The organism is Paenibacillus sp. FSL H8-0537 (genome assembly GCF_038051995.1).
GTDB lineage: Bacteria > Bacillota > Bacilli > Paenibacillales > Paenibacillaceae > Pristimantibacillus.
The window spans coordinates 5,405,678-5,425,524 of the sequence record NZ_CP150290.1; the positions used below are offsets into that span (position 1 = coordinate 5,405,678).

Genomic DNA, 19,847 nt, shown 5'->3' on the forward strand with positions numbered 1-19,847 from the left:
ACTAATGAGCCACTGATGCTGGTGATTGCATCAGTGGCTCTCCTTATTTCTAATGCTCGCTCTCATTCTCCGCGCTCGGCGCAGGCAGTGTCGGCGCTTCAAGCTGCTCCTCCAGCATGCTGCCGTCCGATGGCTGCGTCACCCCGGTTCCTTTTGATAAAGGCAGTGCAATATTAGGGGCGCCAGGGGCAGAGTTGCCTACTGGATTGCCTTTGTTGTCGTAATAATACATCGGGACGTCGCCAACGACGAGCAAATAGGAAATTGGAATTTCCGTCTCCACCATTTGCGGCTCCGTTTCGAAAGGAATAATAATCGCAACCTCAGCGACAATATGAATGTACACCTCAATCAAAATCATATTGATGCCCGCATTTTGCTGCCGTGTGCTGAGATCTACTTTAACAGCGCCGACCGGCTCAAACTTCACAGGAACACGGGGACCATACGACGCGATAAGCGGACTGCCCAGCGCATTGCCAATCGGGATATGCTCGGGTATTTCCTTGAGATCCGCAAGCGTCGATTGCACCGTTTCAATGGTCTGCGCCCTAATTTTCGTATGCTCATTGTAGTTCAGCATGAATCCCGACACTTTGCCGTTGCTGTTCATTTTCCAATCTACCAGCTTCTCGAACTCGGATTGGCTGGCCACCTGCTCCGTCGTCGCTTTATTAATCGCCTGCGTTGCTACCTGCTTAATTCGCAATTGGGCAACCTTAGTAAGCGGCTCGCGCAAATGCTTATCTACGTATAAAAAAGACTGAATGCCGCCAATGAGCAGCGTCAGCACAATAATGGCAGTCCATACTTTGAGCTTCCGTCTTGGCGACTTTGGCCGCGAGCCCCAGCCTCCTCCGCCGGACGACTGTAACTGTCCAGGCTGAAAAGCATCATAGGTCGCTCGGCGGGCTTCAGCGCTCCCAGACTGCGATTTTGCCACAAAACCGCTATGTCTGCTGCCTTTGCCAAGCAGCTGCTTTCTCACTCCCCAGTTTTTGGGGCGACTAGCGGTGGGGCTAGTACGGCTCCCTCTGCCCCAGCTTTTAGGCCAGCTCATGCTTGCGCTGGCAAGCTTGCCACTGCCCCAGCTCTTGGGCCGGCTAACACTTGCGCCAGATCGCTTGCCATTGCCCCATCTTGTGCCGCTGCGGCTGCCTGCATTTCCGCTTGCGTTTCCACGGCTGCTCCAATTGACCGTCTTCACCCGCCGCAGCGCCAGGCCAGGCCAGGCTAGCTTTCGATTGCGGTTCAACAGCTGAAGCAGTCCCCATTTTCTCCCCCATCTTGCCATGCTTCTATCGCCTCCCGCCCTAAGGATCGTCCCACTCTGTATTCAAGCTTATGCTTGGCTCGGATAAAAAAGAAGAAAAGCCGCCCGCGCCGCCTTGCCTCTCGCAAAAAAGCTCCATTGTTCAGGTTATAGCTTTCATCCTGACGGTGAAGCCTATATAATGGAGGAACTTACGGTGCAATTGGATTGGAGGCTGGTACCCATGTTCACCTATCGGGAGAAGCTGTATATGCTGAAGACGCTGAAGCAAAACAAAGCCAAACGGTTATTCGGCTTGCGGAAGCTGCCGCCTGAGCATCAAGCTCTCGTCGACAAGCTGGAGCAAATGGTACGCAACGAACAGGTCAACAAGGCGCATCTGTAGCCAGCGCCCTTTACGCTAAAGTAAACTGGATTCAACGATGGAGGAAATTATGCTAACCTTTGAACAAAAGCTTGAAATCATTACGTCCTTTCCCGAGCTGGAGCGCAGCGATGTATCGCTTGGACGCGTTAATTTTCAATATGCAGACAGCGTGTACGACCGCAAAAATGTCGTTTACCACCTGCATCCGAACGGCAATGGCTTCGTTTATGCCGCCCTGCTGGAAGGCTATGACATCGACGACAAGGGTCTCGTCAATATTCGCAGCTTGGATGAGCCTGCGCTTCGCACATTAATTACCGAAGCAATCAAATCGCTATCGTTCAAGCCTGAAGTGCCGCTGACGAGAGCACAGCGCAGAAGACAACGGGCTAATTCCGATCAGCAATGGGTTAACGAGGATTCGCAGACGCTTCAAGTACGGTTTGAGGAAGATACTTGGATGATCTACGAGGGAGTTAATTTGGAGATGGCCTTCGAAACTTACGAAGAGGCTGTCGAATATTTGGAAGAGGAAGGCTTTTCGCGGGAGTAGCCGCCTGCCTGTTCTGCCGTTTTCTTTTTCAAAAAAGCTGAAAAAAGCACCTCCAGCTGCGGCAATACAGCGCAGCGCTGGAGGTGCCTATTTAGTATGAATAAATAAAATATTGGATCTCGAAAAACTCACTATATCGTTGAAAGATTTTTCAATTCTCTAAATCATTTCTTCATTTTCAAATTTGAAAATGATTTATTAAGCTCATTAACTAATATATGTACATTTGTTGTAGGATCTTCAAATAATTCACCACTTTTTTGTCTCATATCCCAAAGACTCTCCGATGAGTCTAAAGCTTTTTGTTGATACTCAAGCAATTTTCCATATAATCCTTTAGTTCCGTGAGTATAATTTATTTTTAAAAATCTACCTATTTGACTGTCGTAATCTTCTTTCGAAATCGCTACATTTAGTTGTTTAAAATGCAATAGATACCACAATTCGAAACATTGAATTGAATATATAGCATTAAATCCTTTTTTCTTTGCGGCCTCTACAGCTAGCTTTAAGGCAATGATGTCATTATCACAATCAAATACACACCATACTTCACTAGGTTTAACGGTACCATACTTTTTAATGAACTCATTGAAAACTTTCTCAGCTCTCTTTACTACCTGTATATGTTGTCCAGCCCCAGCTTCTATATGTACGGCTTTATGCTCATATAATTGTCCTTGTAGATTTCCCTTCCCAAGGCTATGGTAGTAAGGGAAGCTTTTAAAATAGTCTTCTTCCGTTACCTCACCCTCACAGACAATTATAAAAAATGGGGATGGACGAATGCTTTTACTCCTCCGCTGATAACTACCGTTACTCCGTTTTTGTCTCATCGGCAATATCCTCTAGTTTTTCGGAGTTAATAAAGAATGAGCCTAAGTAGGGAATCGCCCCAAACCGTCCTGATAAATAATTATTTAGATAATTAAAATTGTTTCTAACCTTTAAGTCGATATCGTATAAGCTATATAAGGAACTTACACCGTATTGATCTTTTTCAGTAAAAAGAATTTGATCTCTTCTCAAAAGTTTTGGATTCATTAGTAAAGTATTATGCGTAGTAAATATTAATTGTGCATTTTTAGGATTTGTAGATTTATTATTAAACAAATTTATAATTTTCTCGCATAGAAGTGGATGTAACGAAGTTTCTATCTCATCTATCAGTAGAATGCCCCCTCTTTTCAAAACATTAAGAAGAGGATATTGAAGTGCATATAATTTGACTGTTCCACGAGATTCAATCTTCAATGGGAAGCGTTCTTCGCCGATTTGGTTCTTATCATCATCATACTTTAAATGATGCATGAGTGTTTCATAATTTTCATTTTGTTCAACAAATTCCCCTTCTTGCCCTTGCTTTTGTAATATGCCAATAATGTGACTTAGCATTTCTTTTTCTTCGGCACTCTTTACTTCTTTAACAACTGATAAATCACTAATGCCCACATCTGCATCCTTTAATATTGAAATTATCTCTTCCTTATAGATAGTCTTTTCATCTGTATCATCCATAATTTCTTCTTCAATCATCTGCCTAAAAATTGCATCTGGTATGTTACTGGATTTAATATTGAATTTTAAATATCTTAAAATTAATTTAGCCCATTGAAATTGTTTAATTGATTCTTGCCCTAATGTATATAAGAATGGTCTATACGAATCAGGCTTTATATAATCTAAAGCTTTTTTATCTTCGAAGTAGGTTCCTATATGAGTTATGTTATTTCCTTTTCTTTCAAAATAACATGCTTCTTGTCTTTTGGGTACAAAGTACAGCCACTCTTCACAAATACCGTCCTTATCCAAGGTTAAGCCGTACCTATGACGCTGCTCATCTAAAAAAAATGATATTTCATAAGAAATCGGCTTTTTTCTACTCTCATTATCAAGCCTGAAATTAGGAATTTCAGAAAAACTTTCCTTTACATCCATTCTTGATTTCATTAAATGACTTAAAAAATTCATTGATTCTATTAAATTTGTTTTACCGCTTGCATTTGCTCCAAATATTGCCGCAGTTTTTAATAGCCTCATGTTTCCATGCTCAAATATATTTGTTTCAGCAAGTTCCCTGTTCTTATCCGCTACCATTGAAAGAACTATTTCATCTTTGTAAGACATGAAATTCTTAACTTTGTATTCAATCAACATGCAGAACACCTCCTTATGTTTTGAATAATAGCAGTTATGAGTCCTATTTTCAATGAATTTGCGAGGTTTCTGCATAAACAGCACCACCATTTCGGTTTTGAATATATTATGCCCGATCAGCTTAAATTTATGCCTTACTAAATTCCGGATTCCACTTTGTAAGAAGCTCCAATAGAGGCCGAACAGATGTAGCAGACACTCGCTTTAATAAATATGAAGTCTCCCCGACTGTACCCAGACCGAAAGACGAACAACGAGATAAAGAAGTTAGCGAAGTTATTGAAAAGCGGAAAAATTTGAATGGTAATTACGAAAAGCTCCGCCAATAGGCGGAGCTCAGGCTGTCGAGAAATTCTCGACAGCCATCTTTAAAAGCATTTAGTTTAATACGACATCGCGTTACCACGGTGTGATAATGGTAACTTATACGAACGGAAGGTGTCGTCCTATGCTGCGTTCTAATCGAGAAAAACAACAAAGCTACGAGCTCATTTCCATTGAAGATTTAGCGCCTACTGATCATATGCTTCGCAAGATCGACAAATACATCGATTTTTCCTTTATTGATGAAAAGGTTCGACTTGAAAGGAAAGCACAATAGGGAAATCCCCTCTTTCAACTCCATTTAGATCCCCAAAACAAAGAGAAACCCGAACGTCTTGAGATAAGACGTAGGGTTTCTCGACAATCTGGGCTCCGCCAATAGGCGGAGCTTTTTTACAATAAAATAGTAATTATCTCACTCATCTATTATCATTAATTCGCCTCAAGCTCACGCTTTGGCAGCATTCGCACGTATTTATCAGATAAGCTCATGAGCTTCATAATATAATCATAGTCGCTGCGGTACTGCTCAAAATTCGTAACCGGCTCCATCGTATCAAGAGACACAGCGGTGCCGTCATCAAAGCCTTTGCCGGGAACGAACAAAATATCATTATTGAAAAATGATCCGCTCGGCAAATAATAACGCATCCCCAGCACATTCCGATCGATGTTCAGCAGATCATGGCCAAACAGTGTAGCGCCCGACAGCTCCGGCTGAAGACCAAGCAAATTAGCAATCGTCGGCATCATATCCAACTGTCCGCCAACCTGCTCTACTACCTGCCCTTTGCCGCCTTTGACACCGCCCGGCATATGGACGATAAACGGAATATTGAAGCGGCTGAGCCGTGCATCATACGTCATGCCAAGCTCCTTCTTAAATTGCTCTGGATCGATTTTGTCAGGCTGCAGGCCGAAGTGGTCGCCGTACATAACCAGCACCGTATTGTCCCACAATCCCTGCTCCTTAAGCTTGCTAATCAATGTGCCAATGGCGTAATCGGTATAATGGATTGCCGTCAAATAGTCGCCCAGCTGAGTGCCTGCAAGCGAATCCGGCAGTGTTAGTGTTACGCGGTCAGCCGGCACCTTAAAGGGAAAGTGGCTGGACGTTGTAACGAACTGCGCGTAAAACGGCTGCTTCATCTCGGTAAGCTTTTGGACTCCGACCCGGTAAAGCTCCTCATCCGAGGCGCCGAAATCATTAAATTGGTCATTCGTATAATAAGGCTTATCGTAATAAGCATTAAAACCAAGCGCCGGGTACAGCTTGTCGCGCTCCCAGAACGTCACGTTATTAATATGGAAGGTGGCAGTGTCATAGCCTTGCTCCTGCAATAGCTTCGGAAGGCTTGGGAACGCACGGTCCCCGTACCCTTTTGACATCGCTTCGCTGCCGACCGGATAAATCGACGTATTCGACATAAATTCGGCATCCGATGTGTTGCCCTGGCCAATTTGCTGATACACATGAGGAAAATAATAGCCCTCATCCGCTAGCTGATTAATGGTCGGCGTAATTTCCTGGCCGTCCACCTTAAGGTGGATCGGAAAGTTTTGGAAGGCCTCCATTTGCAGGACAATTAAATTTTCACCTGCTGCCTTACCAAATTGAACAGGCTGTTTCTCCGCTTGCTTGGCTTGTACATCCTTATTAGCTCCCGTATCAGCATAAGGATAGCTTGCTTGCAGCTCATTAATTTCAGCAATCGTTTCTGGCAAGCTGCCGGTTTCGGTCTCGATGGCTTCACTGCCAGCCTGCCAAGCCGCAGATGCCTGAAAGCCGATAAATCCGAGATTTTTCGCACGCTCCAGCTCATTTGCAATCGTTTGATCCATATAAACCTGGCGGCTGAAAAACGATGTACTGACGATTAGCACGACAAGCAGCACCGACACTCTTCCCATACGTTTGTATTCATATACTTTCCGTGTACGAAAACGCCTTACTGCATACACCGCCAGCCAAATCGCCACATCAAGAAAATAAGCGAAATAGACAGGTTGAATTAACGACTGAACACTTGCCCGCACTTGACCGACTTGATTAATCGACTTAAGCACATTATACGTCGGCACCGAGCCATAATAATCAAAATAAACCGTCGAGGCAAACAGCAGCAGCGACAGCACCGCATTAACGAGTAAAAAAAGAGCGCCTTTGCGTTTTGCGGGGGCAACCAGCTCGAACAGCAATAACACGCCTAGCAAGCCTAGGCCATCCATCGCCACATCTCTCATTGCAATCGTATCAAAAATAAAATAGCGAAATAACGCCAGCTTGAGCAGCAGCGCTGCATAAACAAGCAAAAAAGGCGACCGCTGCTTATTTTCTCCAAACATCAGTTGCTGCATAAGCCTCACTCACTCTCTCGCATTCCACGTTAATATGATAATTGTGTAACTTATAAAAGCTTATAATTAAAAAAAAGAAGCCACCAACACGTGATGGCCGCTTCCTTAACGATAATTGTTAAGATTATATTAACGCATTTGCGAGTTGAATGAAAGAGGAGGTTCCTTCCGATTATTCTTCTTCATTTATCCTGCTGCTTCATTATGCGGTAATGGCTTGTAATTCTTCATTTTTGCCCGTCTGGCGAAAGAAATACAGGAAGGTCAAGGCGAGCGCAATAATCGCAAAGATGCCTAAAATCAACATTTGCTCGCGCATTACCCCATAATCTCCACTTGCTACAATCGCTTTGAAGCCGATTATGCTGTGTGTCATCGGCAGCCAAGGGTTTACCTTCTGCATCCAGTCCGGCAGCATCTCCAGCGGAAACGTTCCTGCGCTTGAAGTAAGCTGCAAAATCATCAGCACGATGACCGCAAAGCGGCCCGGGTTATCAAGCCATGTGACGAGCATTTGTACAATCCAAGTGAAGGTCAAGCTTGTTATAATCGTGAATAAGAAAAATAATGGCTTGCTGTGAACTTCGAGCTTGAGGACGTATAGCAAAACCGTGTCGGCAATGACCGACTGCACGAGACTGACCATCGTAAACGTCAGCGTCCGGCTGACAAAACGCTGCATAGGTGTCGCACTGGCAATGCCAGACTCTCTCAAAGAGAACACCGTAGTAAACACGAGCGCTCCCATAAATAGCGCCAGTGACAGGAAATATGGCGTAATGCCCAGACCATAATGGCTTAGCTTATGATCGGTGTTTTCTGTCACTTTGACTGGAGCAGCGAACATGCTAACCGTGCTGTCTCCTGATTGCACGTCTGACGATTTACTAGCCGCTTCATTTAATTGGCTCGCAAGCTCGCCCGATCCGTCAACCAGCTTCACGGAGCCATCGGCCAGTTGGCCTGCGCCATCGTCAAGTTTTTTAGAGCCGTCGGCCAGTTCACTAACGCCGCCGTTCAGCTTTCCAAGTCCCGTTTGCAGCTTTGCAGCGCCTGCTTGAAGGCTTGAGGCACCTTCTGCTGTTTTCTCGCCGCCTGCCGCAGCTTCCTTCATTTTGGTGCTGAAGGTATGCAGCCCTTGAGCCAGCTCCTGCTGTCCGCTGCTAAGCTTAGCTGCTCCATCCAGCAGCTGCTTCTGTCCTTTCGCAAGCTCTGTGCTGCCGGTCAGCAATTGCTTCTGTCCGTCATGCAGCTGCTCGCTGCCGGACGCCACTTGGCGGCTAGCCGCCAGCAGCTTTGCCAGCTGCTCATTGCTTTGCAGCTCCGGGCTGCTCGCTACGAGCTGCGCCAAACCGTCAGCGACCTGGCTTGCGCCGGCCGCAACCTGCGCGCTGGCCTTCTCCGAAGCCGTCAAGCCAGCGGACAGCTTTCCGCTTCCAACGCTTGCCGCTTGCAAGCCAGCTTCAAGCTTAGCAGCGCCATCCTGCGCGCTGCTTGCCCCTGCATCCAGCTTGGCAGCGGCCGCAGACAGCTCACTGAGCCCGCTCGACAAAGTCGCGGTTCCCGACTTCAGCGCACCTGCGCCTTTGGCAAGGTCGCCCGCGCCGCTCGCGAGCTGCTTCACACCTACCTGAACGTCCGCTGTGCCGCTCGCCAGCTTGTTCAAATTCTTTTTCAGCGTCGTAATGCCGCCCTCTAGCTTGCCTGCCCCATCTTGAAGCTCCGTTGCACCTGAGCCTGCTTTACCAAGCCCATCGGAAATTTTATCGATTTGCTCAAACATGCTGCGCGTATAGGCTTCTGTTATTTGCACGGACAGCTTCGACTTCAGCTCTTTCATTGCGCTGCTGCCGATTTGTGCGCCTACAAAGTTATAATCGCTATTCGGTTCAAAAATAATTTCCGCCTGCTTCGGCTCAGCCTTCGTCAGCGTCGATGCATCCTGCGAAAAATGCTCAGGAATCGTTATCGTCATATAATAATGATTATTGCTCATGCCGGTCTTTGCCTGATCCTGCGTAACGAATGACCAGCTAAAGTCAGTATTTTTCCCCAGCTCATCGACAAAATCCTCGCCAATATGCAGCTGCTTGCCTTCATAGTCTGCCCCTTGGTCAAGATTAACAACCGCTACCGGCAGCTTGCTCGTCTGTCCGTAAGGGTCCCATGAGCCTTCTACTAGAAAACTGCTGTACAGCATCGGCAGCAGAGCAACACCCGCTAACGTCAGCAGCACCATCGGCTTCTTGCCGAGCAGCTTGATTTCCTTCCAAAACACTTGAAATACTCCCATCGCGAACACGTCCTTTTTCAATATGCTGATCTATGCTGCTCATATGTTGAACCGATGACCATTTCGGTTTATCGGTCAATTTCTCCCAAAAAAATAGGCATCGCCGACTTGCTTTGACTTTGCCTATTACTTTACCGGATCGGCTACAATGCCATATGTGATAAAGGAAAGCATATTTTGTTTAATCTCATCCTTGCTCAGCGGCGCGCTCAGCTTATTCCAATCGGACGTCAATCCGATGTACAGCCGAAAAATCATAAACGCGGCAATTTCAGGATTGCAGGGCTTCACTTCGCCATTGTCAATCGCCCGTTCAAGCTGCTGCTTAAGAAAGTCCAGCGCGAACTGCTCCATTCGGCGAATACCCTCCAGCGCCTGCACCGTTCCAATGTCTCGTACCTCCTGGGAGAGCTTCACCGCCAGCTCATGGTCAGAGCGGAAATCGAGAATCGAATCAAGCACATGAAACAAATTGTCGACGAACGCCGCGTCCTGCTCCGTTCCCTCGTTCATAATGCTTTGCAGCTCTGCAAAGGCTTTGCCGAGAATTTCCTCAAACAGCTCTTCCTTCGTCTTGAAAAAGGTGTAAATCGTCCCCTTGCCTACATTTGCGATTTTGGATACGAGATCCATCGTCGTCGCTTTATAGCCAAACTGTGCAAACGACTGTGCCGCCGCTTCTAAAATCAATGTTTTGCGATCAATCGCCATCCCCAGCACCTCCCTCGCATTAAGCATTACAACCTTCTAAATGATTGCCTATTGATCAAAAATGACTAAAATTCAATTTCGGTCAGTTGGTCATAAATTAATTTAACACATAGCCCTGCAAAAGTAAAATCTTTTTTTCATGCGTTTTTCCATCCTTTTTTCAATTCTTATTACACGCCGCCATTGCACGCTGTTCCGCAATATTTTTAATATAAAGGTTGCGTCTTGTCAAAAATACCCGCATATAGCGCTTAAGAAACAGCGCATCTGCAAGCTTTCCCAGAAGTCCCAAGGGCGAGGCATAATCAAACGTATCAATCATTAAGGTTCCGTCGCCGGAGATGATAAATTCATGGGAATGTGTAAAATGCTTAAACGCCCCGCTAACCTGCTCGTCCACAAAATAATGCGGAGCCTCCATGACGGAAATGCGCGCTGTCAGCCGCTGCTTGATGCCAAAATGCACAGCCTCCCACGTCACAAACTGTCCTAGCTCAATTAACCCCTGCGTCACGCCGCCAATCGCGCGTTCTCTCGTCTGTGAAGTCGATTCCGCATGGATATCAATGCTGCGGGCCAGATCAAAGCATAGCTGGGCTTGCGCCTTGATGTAAAGCTCAGTCTTTATAATCGGCATTCGTCACCTCTGCGCTCGCTTTATAGTAGCTAAAATATAGCACCATTATAGCCCGGTTTAAAGCTTGCTCCCTTTAGATGACGCTACAAAATATTTGTGTTGCTCAAATTTCAACTAGCACATACAATAATACCAAGTAAGTAAATTGGAATTAGAGGTGAACGATGATGCGTGAAGTGCCTATGCGCTATGTTAAAGCGAACCAGGTTGGAATCGTTACTTTTGTTCTTCTCTCGTTTGTCCTTAATCAGCCCTTGCTATTGGGGATATTATGGATCATTCAAGTGGTTGGCCTTGCTTCCGCAGGGAAGCTTAATCTTTTTGTACGGATCGCGAAGCTGATTTTAAAAGGATCAGGCACGGTGACGCAAGCGGCTGAGCTGCAGCGTTTCAACAATGTGCTGGCTGTGCTGTTCCTTACTTTAGCGCTGGCATCCGCAGCGTTTGGCTGGGACATTGCAGCGTATGCGTTCTCCATTATGCTGCTGGCAGCCGCTAGCGCCGCCCTGCTCGGCTATTGCGTAGGCTGCACCGTTTATTTCTGGTACAAGCAATTCCGCGCAGGCCGAAAAATTGGCGGTATTTAGCTGCCGTTGTAAGCAGCCATACAAGCGGCAATAAAAAGGAGCTCCATTCCAACTGCTATTCAGCAGTGGGAGGAGCTCCTTTTTTAACTCTTATGGCTTAACCGGAATTTCAAGCTTCGTATACCAGCTTTTCCCGCCATCCACTGTGCTGTAAATCGCTGGGGAATTCAGGCTTGTGTCCGCCATAAACCCGACATAGGTGCTCGTAAACGAGATGGTGTTGGCATAACCGACCGTATCCGACGGCGCAAACCAGGTTTGTCCGCCATTGGAGGAGCGGCCAATGCCGATGCGCTGCGCCGCTGGGGAATACGCGCTCAAAATCGCTGTGCCACCCACCAGCTCAAGGTCGCTCGGATGTCCGCCCGGTGATGCCGGCCCTTGAGAAACAAGTCCTTTTGCTTCTCCAGGCGCGCTGCCACCGCCTGCTGTGCTCTGGCTAATGACTTTGCGCCAGCTTGCACCGTTGTTAGCCGAAGCGTATACCGAATAAGATTGCTGCGACATGCCCGCTCCACCATTAAATTGCGCCCATACCCCAGTGCCATCTGCAACGATTTTGCCGCCGCTCAGCTCGTCCGCCTTCACATGAAGGGAAGTCGTCCAGGTCACGCCTCCGTCCGTCGTTCTCGACAGGTTATAGCCGAGACCCGGCAGGATGACTAACGCCCAGCCCTGCTTGTCATTTACAAACTCCGCATAGCGCGTATTTGCCGGGGTTGCGATTTTCGCCCAGCTTTTCCCGCCATCCTTCGTTTTATAGGCAAAGGCATTCGTATAACCAAAGCCATTATTTTTATCTATAAAATGAATGCGCTGCAGTTGAAGAGTGCCTGTAGGCAGCTTCGTAAACTTGCTTCCACCATCCGTCGTATACAGCAAAGCGTTCGGACCATTGCTCGCAGATTTAGCTAGTGCCCAGCCCGTCGTATTAGAGATGAAGTCCAGCTGGGTAAACTGCCATGTTCCTTTATATATCGATTGCCAATGGGAGCCAGCATCCGATGTCCCGATTAGAAAGCCGTTGCCAGCAGCCCGTCCTGTCGTTGCATTTAAAAACTGGATATCGCTAAAGTGGTAGGCGCTGTCGCCTGCCGGCTTTCCGCTGAATAAACCCTGCTCAACTGTAGAGTCCGCTGCCCCAGCTGTAGGCAACATCGTTGCCAAGCCAATCGCAATAGCCGCTGCTGCCATCATGCTTTTCCCTTTGGAGATCGATCGTGTGGATGTTTTCATTATGAATGTCCTCCTGCTCGTAGGTGGTTTAATAAACATTATGACTCTGCCTTCTTAATACCCTTCATCCACCAAAACGAATCTTATCTTTAAATAGTTGCATGGTAAAAGAACACAATGTAAATAACTGATTTGTAACTATTTATCCTTTGCATTTTTCTATAATCATTATGATAATAAAGGTTACAGCCCTCATTCAAATTAAATGTTGCGCAACAAAATTAGACATAGGCAGGTAAGAGGCAAAATGGACAACAGCAAGCAGTCACAAGGACATATCGCGCGAAGTGCACATAAGAAACAGGGAAACAAAACGTACAGGGCTGGGCTTGACGGAATCAGAGCAATCGCTGTAATTGCGGTTATTGTGTACCATCTTCATCCCGGATGGATGCTGGGCGGACTGCTCGGTGTAGGCATCTTTTTTGTCCTATCCGGCTATTTGATTACAAGTATATTAATGCATGAGCTTGAACGACATGGAAAAATAGATTTGAAAGCTTTTTGGATTCGTCGGGCAAAAAGATTGCTTCCCGGCATGCTGTTTATGATTGCGGTCACCGGGGCAGCGACCCTGCTGTTTGCCTATCCGCATTGGTCTCCCTTTTTAACCGACTTACCGGGCGTGCTGCTCTATGTGAGCAATTGGTGGCTCATTTTACATAATGTTTCTTATTTCGAAAGCTTTGGCCCCGCCTCGCCGCTCGGCCATTTATGGTCACTTGCTGTAGAAGAACAGTTTTATTTGGCGTGGCCGCTTATGCTCTTAGTAGGTCTGCGTTTTTTGAAACGGCGCCGTGCGCTGCTGCTGGGCATACTTGCGCTGGCTGTGCTTTCGGCCGCTGCTATGGCATGGCTTTATCAGCCTGACAGTGATCCGAGCCGTGTTTATTATGGAACAGATACGCGCATGTTCGGCCTGCTCATCGGGGCAGCGCTCGCTCTTATATGGCCGTTTCATAAGCTCAAACCACGCGTTTCCAATGAAGCGAAGCTTACGCTTGATATAATCGGCGGAATGGCGCTGCTTATGTCGCTGCTTGCTTTTTGGTATACGAATGAGTATCAGCCCTTCTTATACCTAGGAGGCATGCTGCTGCTGTCCTTTGTATCGATGCTGCTCATTATGACAGCGGCGCATCCAGCCAGCCGAATCGGTCGTTTATTATCGATTCCGCCGCTTCGTTTTATCGGCGTTCGTTCTTATGGACTGTATTTGTGGCATTATCCGGTCATTATTTTGACGAGTCCGGCTGTGGACACGGGTGAAATTTCGATGATGCGCCTAAGTTTGCAGCTTGTGTTGATGCTTGTGCTTGCCACCGTATCCTATAAATATGTTGAACAGCCCCTACGTCACGGAAGCATTAGAAAGCTGTGCAGGCAATTCCCCGCCTGGATGGCCGCCCATTCCTATCGAAGAGCCTTTACCGCCTTTTTCATCGTGTGCTTATTCGTCACGTTTTCGTTTGCGCTGCGAATGGATTGGTTAGAATCGATCTGGGGCAATAAGCCGCTCACACATGTGCAGGCGTCGGGTAATTACGCCGCTGGAGATGCCGAAGCTCCAGGGACGGAGCCCGGTGTTGAAGGAAGCTCTGGTACTGGGACGGGAGCAGAATCAGCCGCACCAGAGCAGACGCCGAGTCCGTTAGTGAAACCGACCGAGTCGGGTGGAGATGGGGGCGAGAGGGCGCCGGAGCATGTAGAAGAGCAGCCTTCTCATTCTGAAACAAAAATTACCGCAATTGGAGATTCGGTCATGCTCGACATTCAGAGCGAGCTGGAAAAGCTCGTTCCCAGCATAGCGGTAGACGGTCAAATCGGCAGGCAAATGTCTGAGGCTCCACCTATTCTTGAACAGCTTCAGCAGCAAGGCACACTTGGCGACACCGTTATTATTGAGCTCGGAACGAACGGCGCTTTTGCAAGCAAGCAGCTTTCGCGAATTTCTGATCTGCTTAAGAATAATAAAAAAATTATATTGGTGAACACGAGGGTCCCTCGGCCGTGGGAGCAAATCGTCAACGATGCTCTAGCCAAAGCCGCCAGAGCGGGCAAAAATATGGTTCTCGTTGACTGGCACACGGCCAGCTCTGGCAAAGACGACTATTTTTCACAAGATGGTGTCCATCTGACGGCTAAAGGAGCGAAAGCGCTGGCGGCACTGATTGCCCGGGCTATTTAAAGCTTGGGTTTGCGGCACGTGCAACATTGCGCAACATCTTGCAACATCAATAAACCGCTTGTCATTGTCTTTCGACATTTGACAGGCGGTTTTATGGGGTTTTAGGCTATACACGGTTGATTAGCCTTTAATCGTTAAAATCGGTTCTACTTCCGCTACGACTTGGGCCATGCCGTGCTCCTCATGCGATTCAATGATGGCATTGATATCCTTGTAGGCATAGGGAGCTTCCTTCTTTAATTCCTCCTCCCATTTCTTCAAAATATCCGGCCGCGATTTAATATCGTTGCGATTAGGATCAATCGGCGTGACCACATTAAACTTGGCAATAAACTCCCGGAATAAAGCATCGTCCACCTTGATGGAATCTCCTCGGGAAAGACTTCTGCCCGCGCCGTGGCTGGCACTGAACAGGCTCTCCCGATTGCCGAGTCCCGCAAGGATATAGCTTCTCGCACCCATCGATCCCGGGATGAATACAGGCTCCCCCGTATATTGGAAAGGCGTGTTCATCATTTGTTCTGCCGACTTCGCGGTGCATGCCCCTTTACGGTGAATAAAGCCCGCACTGTCATCGATCGTCTCTTCCCACACAAAATTATGCGGCGCATCGTACAGCAATTGATAATCGAACGATTTCAAGCTTTGATGCAATGCTTTTTGCAGCATAAGTCCCAAAAACAAGCGATTCGCAAAAGCAAAATTAGCCGCATTGTGAAGGAGATTCCAGTAACGCTTCCATTGCAGCGCATACTGCTCAGATTGCGGCAGCACATAGATGCCATTGCTTGGATGCTTTAATGATGCTGGATAAATGTCTTTCAGCATTTCTTTTATATTGAGGCCTGCATGATGTCCAATCGATACGGAACCCGTATGAATCATCACAACCACTTGGCCTTTCTTAATATTCCATTCGTTAGCCAAGGCATGATTGCGTATATTAACTACCTTTTGTATCTCTACAAAATGGTTCCCGCCGCCAATCGAGCCAATCTGGCTGTCATAGGAAAGCCCCGGGCTGCCTAGAAAGCTGTCGAGTCCGTCTACACCGCCAGCAATGAACGAGCCAGAGCGGTTTACTCTGGCAAGGTCTTGCTCTTGCTGATTTGCATCGTAAAAACCCCATAGACCTTCGCGGCTGCTCCCTTGCTGCGATGCCAAAACACCCGTTAAGCCTTCTTTGAAAATCGCTTCACGCTGCGACCTTGTCATCGGGATATTGCGTCCGCCTTCGAAGAAAATGTGGCGAATGTCCACTTCGATTTTTTTGAGATTGGAACGAATATCGTCCTCTTGAAGCGAAGTCGTGTACAGCCGCATGCCGCAGTTAATGTCATTGCCTACAGCTTGGGGTATGACGAAGCCTTTTGTAAGAATCGTCGTGCCAATCGGGATACCGCTCCCTTTATGGAAGTCCGGCGTAATCGAAACCTCTTCGATCTTGGCATCCGCATTGGAAAAATAGCCGGTCTGGCGCCGCTTCAGCATTTCGACCGATTCATTCACCGTCAGGAGCTGGTCCAACTCTGCCAACGCATTTTTTTCAAGCTTAATCTCGTCATTAATGAAAAATCGTACAGGCACATTACTGCTATTTTTAATTTCCAATCAAGAACCATCCTTTTCTTTTGTTCGTTTATTTTTATGATTGAGCGTTTGAATGTTTTCGACAGAAATGCATAACATGGCTGCTCACCCTTTCGTTATTGATCTATTTGCTTTGCTCGATAATTGGAATATGGGATACAGCATAATTAAAGCCGTATGATAGGTACACTTTCCATTTTAACGGTTAAAAGGTTATATCGTCCATCCTAACAAATTCCAAAAAAAACGACGCGTTCCTTTTTGCAAGGAACACGCCGATTTCACCGATGCAGTCTAATGAGCAATTATTGAATGCCTTGCATAATTGCATTAATAATGCCTTGCTGTGTTACGGTATTATTAGAACGATTGAACAGCGCAAATCCGTGCTGGCCATTGTAGCCGTTATCCCAGTATACAGGAACCAATTTGTATCTCTTGGCCGCGGACGTTACGGCTTTGGCGAATGCTGCACGGTACACATTGTTTGAGGAATCATGTGCGGTTTTGTCTATTGAGCCAAATTCGCCAAGCACAGCAGGGTAGCCTTGAGTCACAAACTTATTATATACGGAATTAAACTGCGCGTTTAAGTAATCCTCCTGCCCCCAATTAGACCTTTTGGAAGGATTCGTAGCTGTGGCTCCCCATTGCGTAATATTTCCGTTTTCCTCGCCTGCAAAATCCCAAGGGGAATAATAATGTACGGAAATCATGATCCTTTTCTCCGAGTTCGGGATTGTGGACGATCTAAAGTTGTCCGTTGGGAGGACGAAGCCATAATTGCCAACGGTATGGTCAATATTCGTATTCCAGCCTGGTATCAGCAACCATCTGGCACTGTTATTGCCCCCGGTCTTCCGAACCGTATCCACGAAGATTTGATTATATGCATTAAGATTGGCGTAGTAGGCCGAATTTGGATTCCCGTAAGTACCGTCAAACACTTCATTCATCGATTCCAAAATAAGCCGCTCGTCATAGTTAATAAACTTGTTGGCGATTTGCTGCCAAACACGCTGGTATTTCTCCTTGATGGCAGCCTGATTTCCGCTATTGACCAGCAACCATCCACCTTGGATGGAATTAAAGCCATCGCCATGAATATTCATAACAACATATAGACCTTCATTGTAGGCAAAGTCAACGACCGTTTTCACTCGGTCCAGCCAGGCGGTATTAATCGTATAGTTGGGAGCGCTTCCAATGTGATTCAAGTAGGAGACGGGAATGCGAATCGTCTTGAAGCCTGCTGCCTTCACCTTTTTTATCAGCGCTGCTGTAATGACCGGATTGCCCCAGGCTGTCTCGCTTGGTGTACCGTTCACCGTCGCCTCAAGCTGATTGCCCAAGTTCCATCCTGCACCCATTTCGGAAACGATTTGCGAAGCCTGCAATGACCTGAAATCCGATGTAATTGGTGTTGCTGCCGATGCCTGAGCGCTCCATCCCGTAAAAACTATCGTAGTCAGCAAGATAAAAGCTAAACTGCAAACGCCGTATTTTCTCATTTTTGCGAGCATGTCTAAACCTCCGCTAAGGTTATTTGGTCGTGCAACAAACAGAACAGTTACCATGATTACTCATAGTCAACGATACAAGAATCCCCCGCCTCCCTTCTTCACCAATCTAGCTTGCGTTGTAATCAAGGATCGACATTTGCAAGCATAATCAACTAAAGGACTCAACTGTATCCCCTTCAACACAATAACATATTATTGGAAAATAAGGCAATATATTCACAATCAATTTAATGGCATATGCGACTCGTGATAACGCAAGTAAAGTCCTCAAATAAACCAAAAAGCAGAAACCCCTGTATGACTAGGACCTTCTGCTTTTGAATATATTATTTTGATTAAATCTGGTAGACGCATAAAACTACCCTTAATCAAGAATATTGGCTCTTCTTCAATATAGTTGTTAAAGCATTCCCAAAAGCTAGTAAGGCTTGTTTTTCAATATCATATTTAATTGCCCATTGTTTTAAAGCGTTGATCAATAGTGTCCCTACCTCATCTACATATAAATTATTGCTTCATCGTTAGACGGTTTAATAACGCTTCTCCAGCGGACTGAAACACTCTATTTTTCTCCAAAAATTGTTCCACTTCGGATAAAGCTGCTGGTCTATAACCCGGGCCACCACAACCACAAGAGTGATAAGTAAATCCATTACGATATAAAATCTCTACTTTCATCCATTGCTTAATATCGTCTTTTTTAGGAGCTTGAAAGTCATGCCCCATATCCTTCATGATTTCACTGCATTGCGGACATTTATAATCCCTATTCCCTATTTCGGCTTTGCTTAGTTCTTGATCCGATGTTTGCTTGAATACTTTTCTACAGCTGAAACAAGCATAGATATCTTTATATGGTCCATACATGGCGTACCTGCACATAGCGATCTCCTTCCTACGAGTATATCAAAACAATCGATTCTGGTATGATTATCTCATCAAAACCTCATCTTAATCCTGCTTGATAGCTGATGTGTGGATCGAAATGGATCAGCTATCAGTAATTCTTACGTATCTTGTTTACACTAATTAATTCGATAGGTGCGCTATTGTCACCCCATTTTGCAGTTTGTATCCATATACCGGGTACATCAGGTATAAACAAACCGCAGTCATTATCATCTTCATCTAGTTGATATAATAATTGTTCCTTATATTCTATTAAAATTGATCCTATTCCAATTAACCCTTTGTATTTTCCTTTATAACCTGATGAAACTGTAATCTGAATAAGTATTTCTGTTGAAAAATCAAAGAAAAATGACATTCCCTTGATATCAACTACATGAGTAAACGTATTACTTCTGCTTTTCTTTAAGGTATATTCAACATCTATCTCTTTCAAAAGTTCATTTAGTTTAATACCAAGACGATACTTACCAATACTTATACTTGGTATAATCTCACCATAAAGATAAGAATTCATTTCACACATTCTTTCTGAAACCTGTGAAAGATGCCTTCTAATTAAATGTCCGCTAAATACCTCGGCACACCAAGTGGTTGATGCCGCGCAACATGGATATAGTATTTTACGACGGAAATCCTTATTAGAACTAACCTTTACTATTCATTTATATTTGCTTGTAGCTTTCATATTATTGAATTCCTGCAGTCCCAAAAGTATCATTAATGACGTTCTCATAGTTATCCCACTTGAAGTAATAAGGCACTAGTTGAATACGTTGATTGTCCGGCTCTTTCCTGAAGTCTCTCCATATAACAATATCATCTTCCCTTTCGATTCTAACGGAGATAAAGCCACATTCTTCATCCCCGCACCAAGGGCAGACTAGTATGGGGTATCTAGAATACATATATTCATGTTGTTTTTTCAATAGAAAATAATCAATCAATTGTCTTTGATTCTCTTCGCTACCCCACCCTAGAGCTGGAACCCTATCATGCTTTTTGAGCATTTGATAAATCGATCTGCCATCAATAATGAAATCAGCGAATTTCGTGTTTTTATTTCCATCCTGATCAGGATCATATTCATCAAAGCGACTTGATGGTCTCGTTTGCAGGTCATTTATTGTTTTCATACTTT

General features: G+C 45.7%; 18 protein-coding genes. 5 read left to right on the forward strand and 13 right to left on the reverse strand.

Annotated features, from left to right (window positions below; translation table 11 throughout):
• Positions 1 to 49: 49 nt before the first annotated feature.
• Entirely contained in the window at positions 50 to 1,294 is a 1,245-nt protein-coding gene (gene yunB / locus MHB80_RS22805) for a sporulation protein YunB (RefSeq protein WP_341279131.1), read from the reverse strand.
• 175 nt (positions 1,295 to 1,469) lie between these two features.
• Between yunB and MHB80_RS22810 the strand changes: the two genes are divergently transcribed.
• Positions 1,470 to 1,658: a hypothetical protein gene (locus tag MHB80_RS22810; protein WP_156182362.1), complete on the forward strand. Its 189-nt coding sequence runs from the start codon at positions 1,470 to 1,472 to the stop codon at positions 1,656 to 1,658.
• Between the two features lie 49 nt (positions 1,659 to 1,707).
• Positions 1,708 to 2,193, forward strand: a complete 486-nt coding sequence (locus MHB80_RS22815; RefSeq protein ID WP_341279132.1) for a hypothetical protein — start codon at positions 1,708 to 1,710, stop codon at positions 2,191 to 2,193.
• A 164-nt stretch (positions 2,194 to 2,357) separates the two neighbouring features.
• Here the strand turns inward: MHB80_RS22815 and MHB80_RS22820 are convergent, their stop codons facing one another.
• Complete coding sequence (locus MHB80_RS22820; protein WP_341279133.1) at positions 2,358 to 3,029, reverse strand: RloB family protein; 672 nt, start codon at positions 3,027 to 3,029, stop codon at positions 2,358 to 2,360.
• On the reverse strand, positions 3,010 to 4,350 hold the full coding sequence (locus MHB80_RS22825) for an ATP-binding protein (protein ID WP_341279134.1): 1,341 nt from the start codon (positions 4,348 to 4,350) through the stop codon (positions 3,010 to 3,012). Before MHB80_RS22825 ends, MHB80_RS22820 begins: the two co-directional genes overlap by 20 nt.
• A gap of 448 nt (positions 4,351 to 4,798) precedes the next feature.
• On the opposite strand from MHB80_RS22825, the gene MHB80_RS22830 reads away from it, so the two are divergent.
• The gene (locus tag MHB80_RS22830; RefSeq protein WP_341283121.1) at positions 4,799 to 4,951 is read left to right on the forward strand and encodes a hypothetical protein; all 153 of its coding nucleotides are present in this window, start codon (positions 4,799 to 4,801) and stop codon (positions 4,949 to 4,951) included.
• 155 nt (positions 4,952 to 5,106) lie between these two features.
• On the opposite strand, the gene MHB80_RS22835 is transcribed toward MHB80_RS22830, so the two are convergent.
• The 4 genes from MHB80_RS22835 to MHB80_RS22850 all read right to left on the reverse strand — a co-directional run bounded on the left by MHB80_RS22835 (position 5,107) and on the right by MHB80_RS22850 (position 10,673).
• Positions 5,107 to 7,032 (reverse strand): LTA synthase family protein, encoded by a 1,926-nt coding sequence (locus MHB80_RS22835; protein WP_341279135.1) that lies wholly within the window; start codon positions 7,030 to 7,032, stop codon positions 5,107 to 5,109.
• 202 nt (positions 7,033 to 7,234) lie between these two features.
• A complete protein-coding gene (locus tag MHB80_RS22840) occupies positions 7,235 to 9,325 on the reverse strand; it encodes a YhgE/Pip domain-containing protein (RefSeq protein ID WP_341279136.1) in 2,091 nt (696 codons plus the stop codon).
• A 126-nt stretch (positions 9,326 to 9,451) separates the two neighbouring features.
• Entirely contained in the window at positions 9,452 to 10,036 is a 585-nt protein-coding gene (locus MHB80_RS22845) for a TetR/AcrR family transcriptional regulator (protein ID WP_341283054.1), read from the reverse strand.
• A 160-nt stretch (positions 10,037 to 10,196) separates the two neighbouring features.
• On the reverse strand, positions 10,197 to 10,673 hold the full coding sequence (locus MHB80_RS22850) for an SRPBCC family protein (protein ID WP_341279137.1): 477 nt from the start codon (positions 10,671 to 10,673) through the stop codon (positions 10,197 to 10,199).
• A gap of 164 nt (positions 10,674 to 10,837) precedes the next feature.
• Here MHB80_RS22850 and MHB80_RS22855 point away from each other — a divergent pair, with 164 nt between their 5' ends.
• Positions 10,838 to 11,260: a DUF4395 domain-containing protein gene (locus MHB80_RS22855; protein WP_341279138.1), complete on the forward strand. Its 423-nt coding sequence runs from the start codon at positions 10,838 to 10,840 to the stop codon at positions 11,258 to 11,260.
• 90 nt (positions 11,261 to 11,350) lie between these two features.
• Here MHB80_RS22855 and MHB80_RS22860 read toward each other — a convergent pair whose 3' ends face one another.
• Positions 11,351 to 12,496 (reverse strand): hypothetical protein, encoded by a 1,146-nt coding sequence (locus tag MHB80_RS22860; RefSeq protein WP_341279139.1) that lies wholly within the window; start codon positions 12,494 to 12,496, stop codon positions 11,351 to 11,353.
• A 247-nt stretch (positions 12,497 to 12,743) separates the two neighbouring features.
• On the opposite strand from MHB80_RS22860, the gene MHB80_RS22865 reads away from it, so the two are divergent.
• Positions 12,744 to 14,684, forward strand: coding sequence for an acyltransferase family protein (locus tag MHB80_RS22865; protein WP_341279140.1), 1,941 nt, complete (start codon positions 12,744 to 12,746; stop codon positions 14,682 to 14,684).
• A gap of 120 nt (positions 14,685 to 14,804) precedes the next feature.
• Here the strand turns inward: MHB80_RS22865 and MHB80_RS22870 are convergent, their stop codons facing one another.
• The 5 genes from MHB80_RS22870 to MHB80_RS22890 all read right to left on the reverse strand — a co-directional run bounded on the left by MHB80_RS22870 (position 14,805) and on the right by MHB80_RS22890 (position 19,842).
• Positions 14,805 to 16,295 carry an RtcB family protein gene (locus MHB80_RS22870; RefSeq protein WP_341279141.1) on the reverse strand — a complete coding sequence of 497 codons (1,491 nt, stop codon included), beginning with the start codon at positions 16,293 to 16,295 and terminating at the stop codon, positions 14,805 to 14,807.
• A gap of 284 nt (positions 16,296 to 16,579) precedes the next feature.
• Entirely contained in the window at positions 16,580 to 17,797 is a 1,218-nt protein-coding gene (locus MHB80_RS22875) for a glycoside hydrolase family 5 protein (protein WP_341279142.1), read from the reverse strand.
• 507 nt (positions 17,798 to 18,304) lie between these two features.
• Complete coding sequence (locus MHB80_RS22880; protein ID WP_341279143.1) at positions 18,305 to 18,679, reverse strand: hypothetical protein; 375 nt, start codon at positions 18,677 to 18,679, stop codon at positions 18,305 to 18,307.
• Between the two features lie 115 nt (positions 18,680 to 18,794).
• Positions 18,795 to 19,223: a hypothetical protein gene (locus MHB80_RS22885; protein ID WP_341279144.1), complete on the reverse strand. Its 429-nt coding sequence runs from the start codon at positions 19,221 to 19,223 to the stop codon at positions 18,795 to 18,797.
• 172 nt (positions 19,224 to 19,395) lie between these two features.
• Positions 19,396 to 19,842, reverse strand: a complete 447-nt coding sequence (locus tag MHB80_RS22890; RefSeq protein WP_341279145.1) for an oxidoreductase — start codon at positions 19,840 to 19,842, stop codon at positions 19,396 to 19,398.
• Between the last annotated feature and the right edge of the window lie 5 nt (positions 19,843 to 19,847).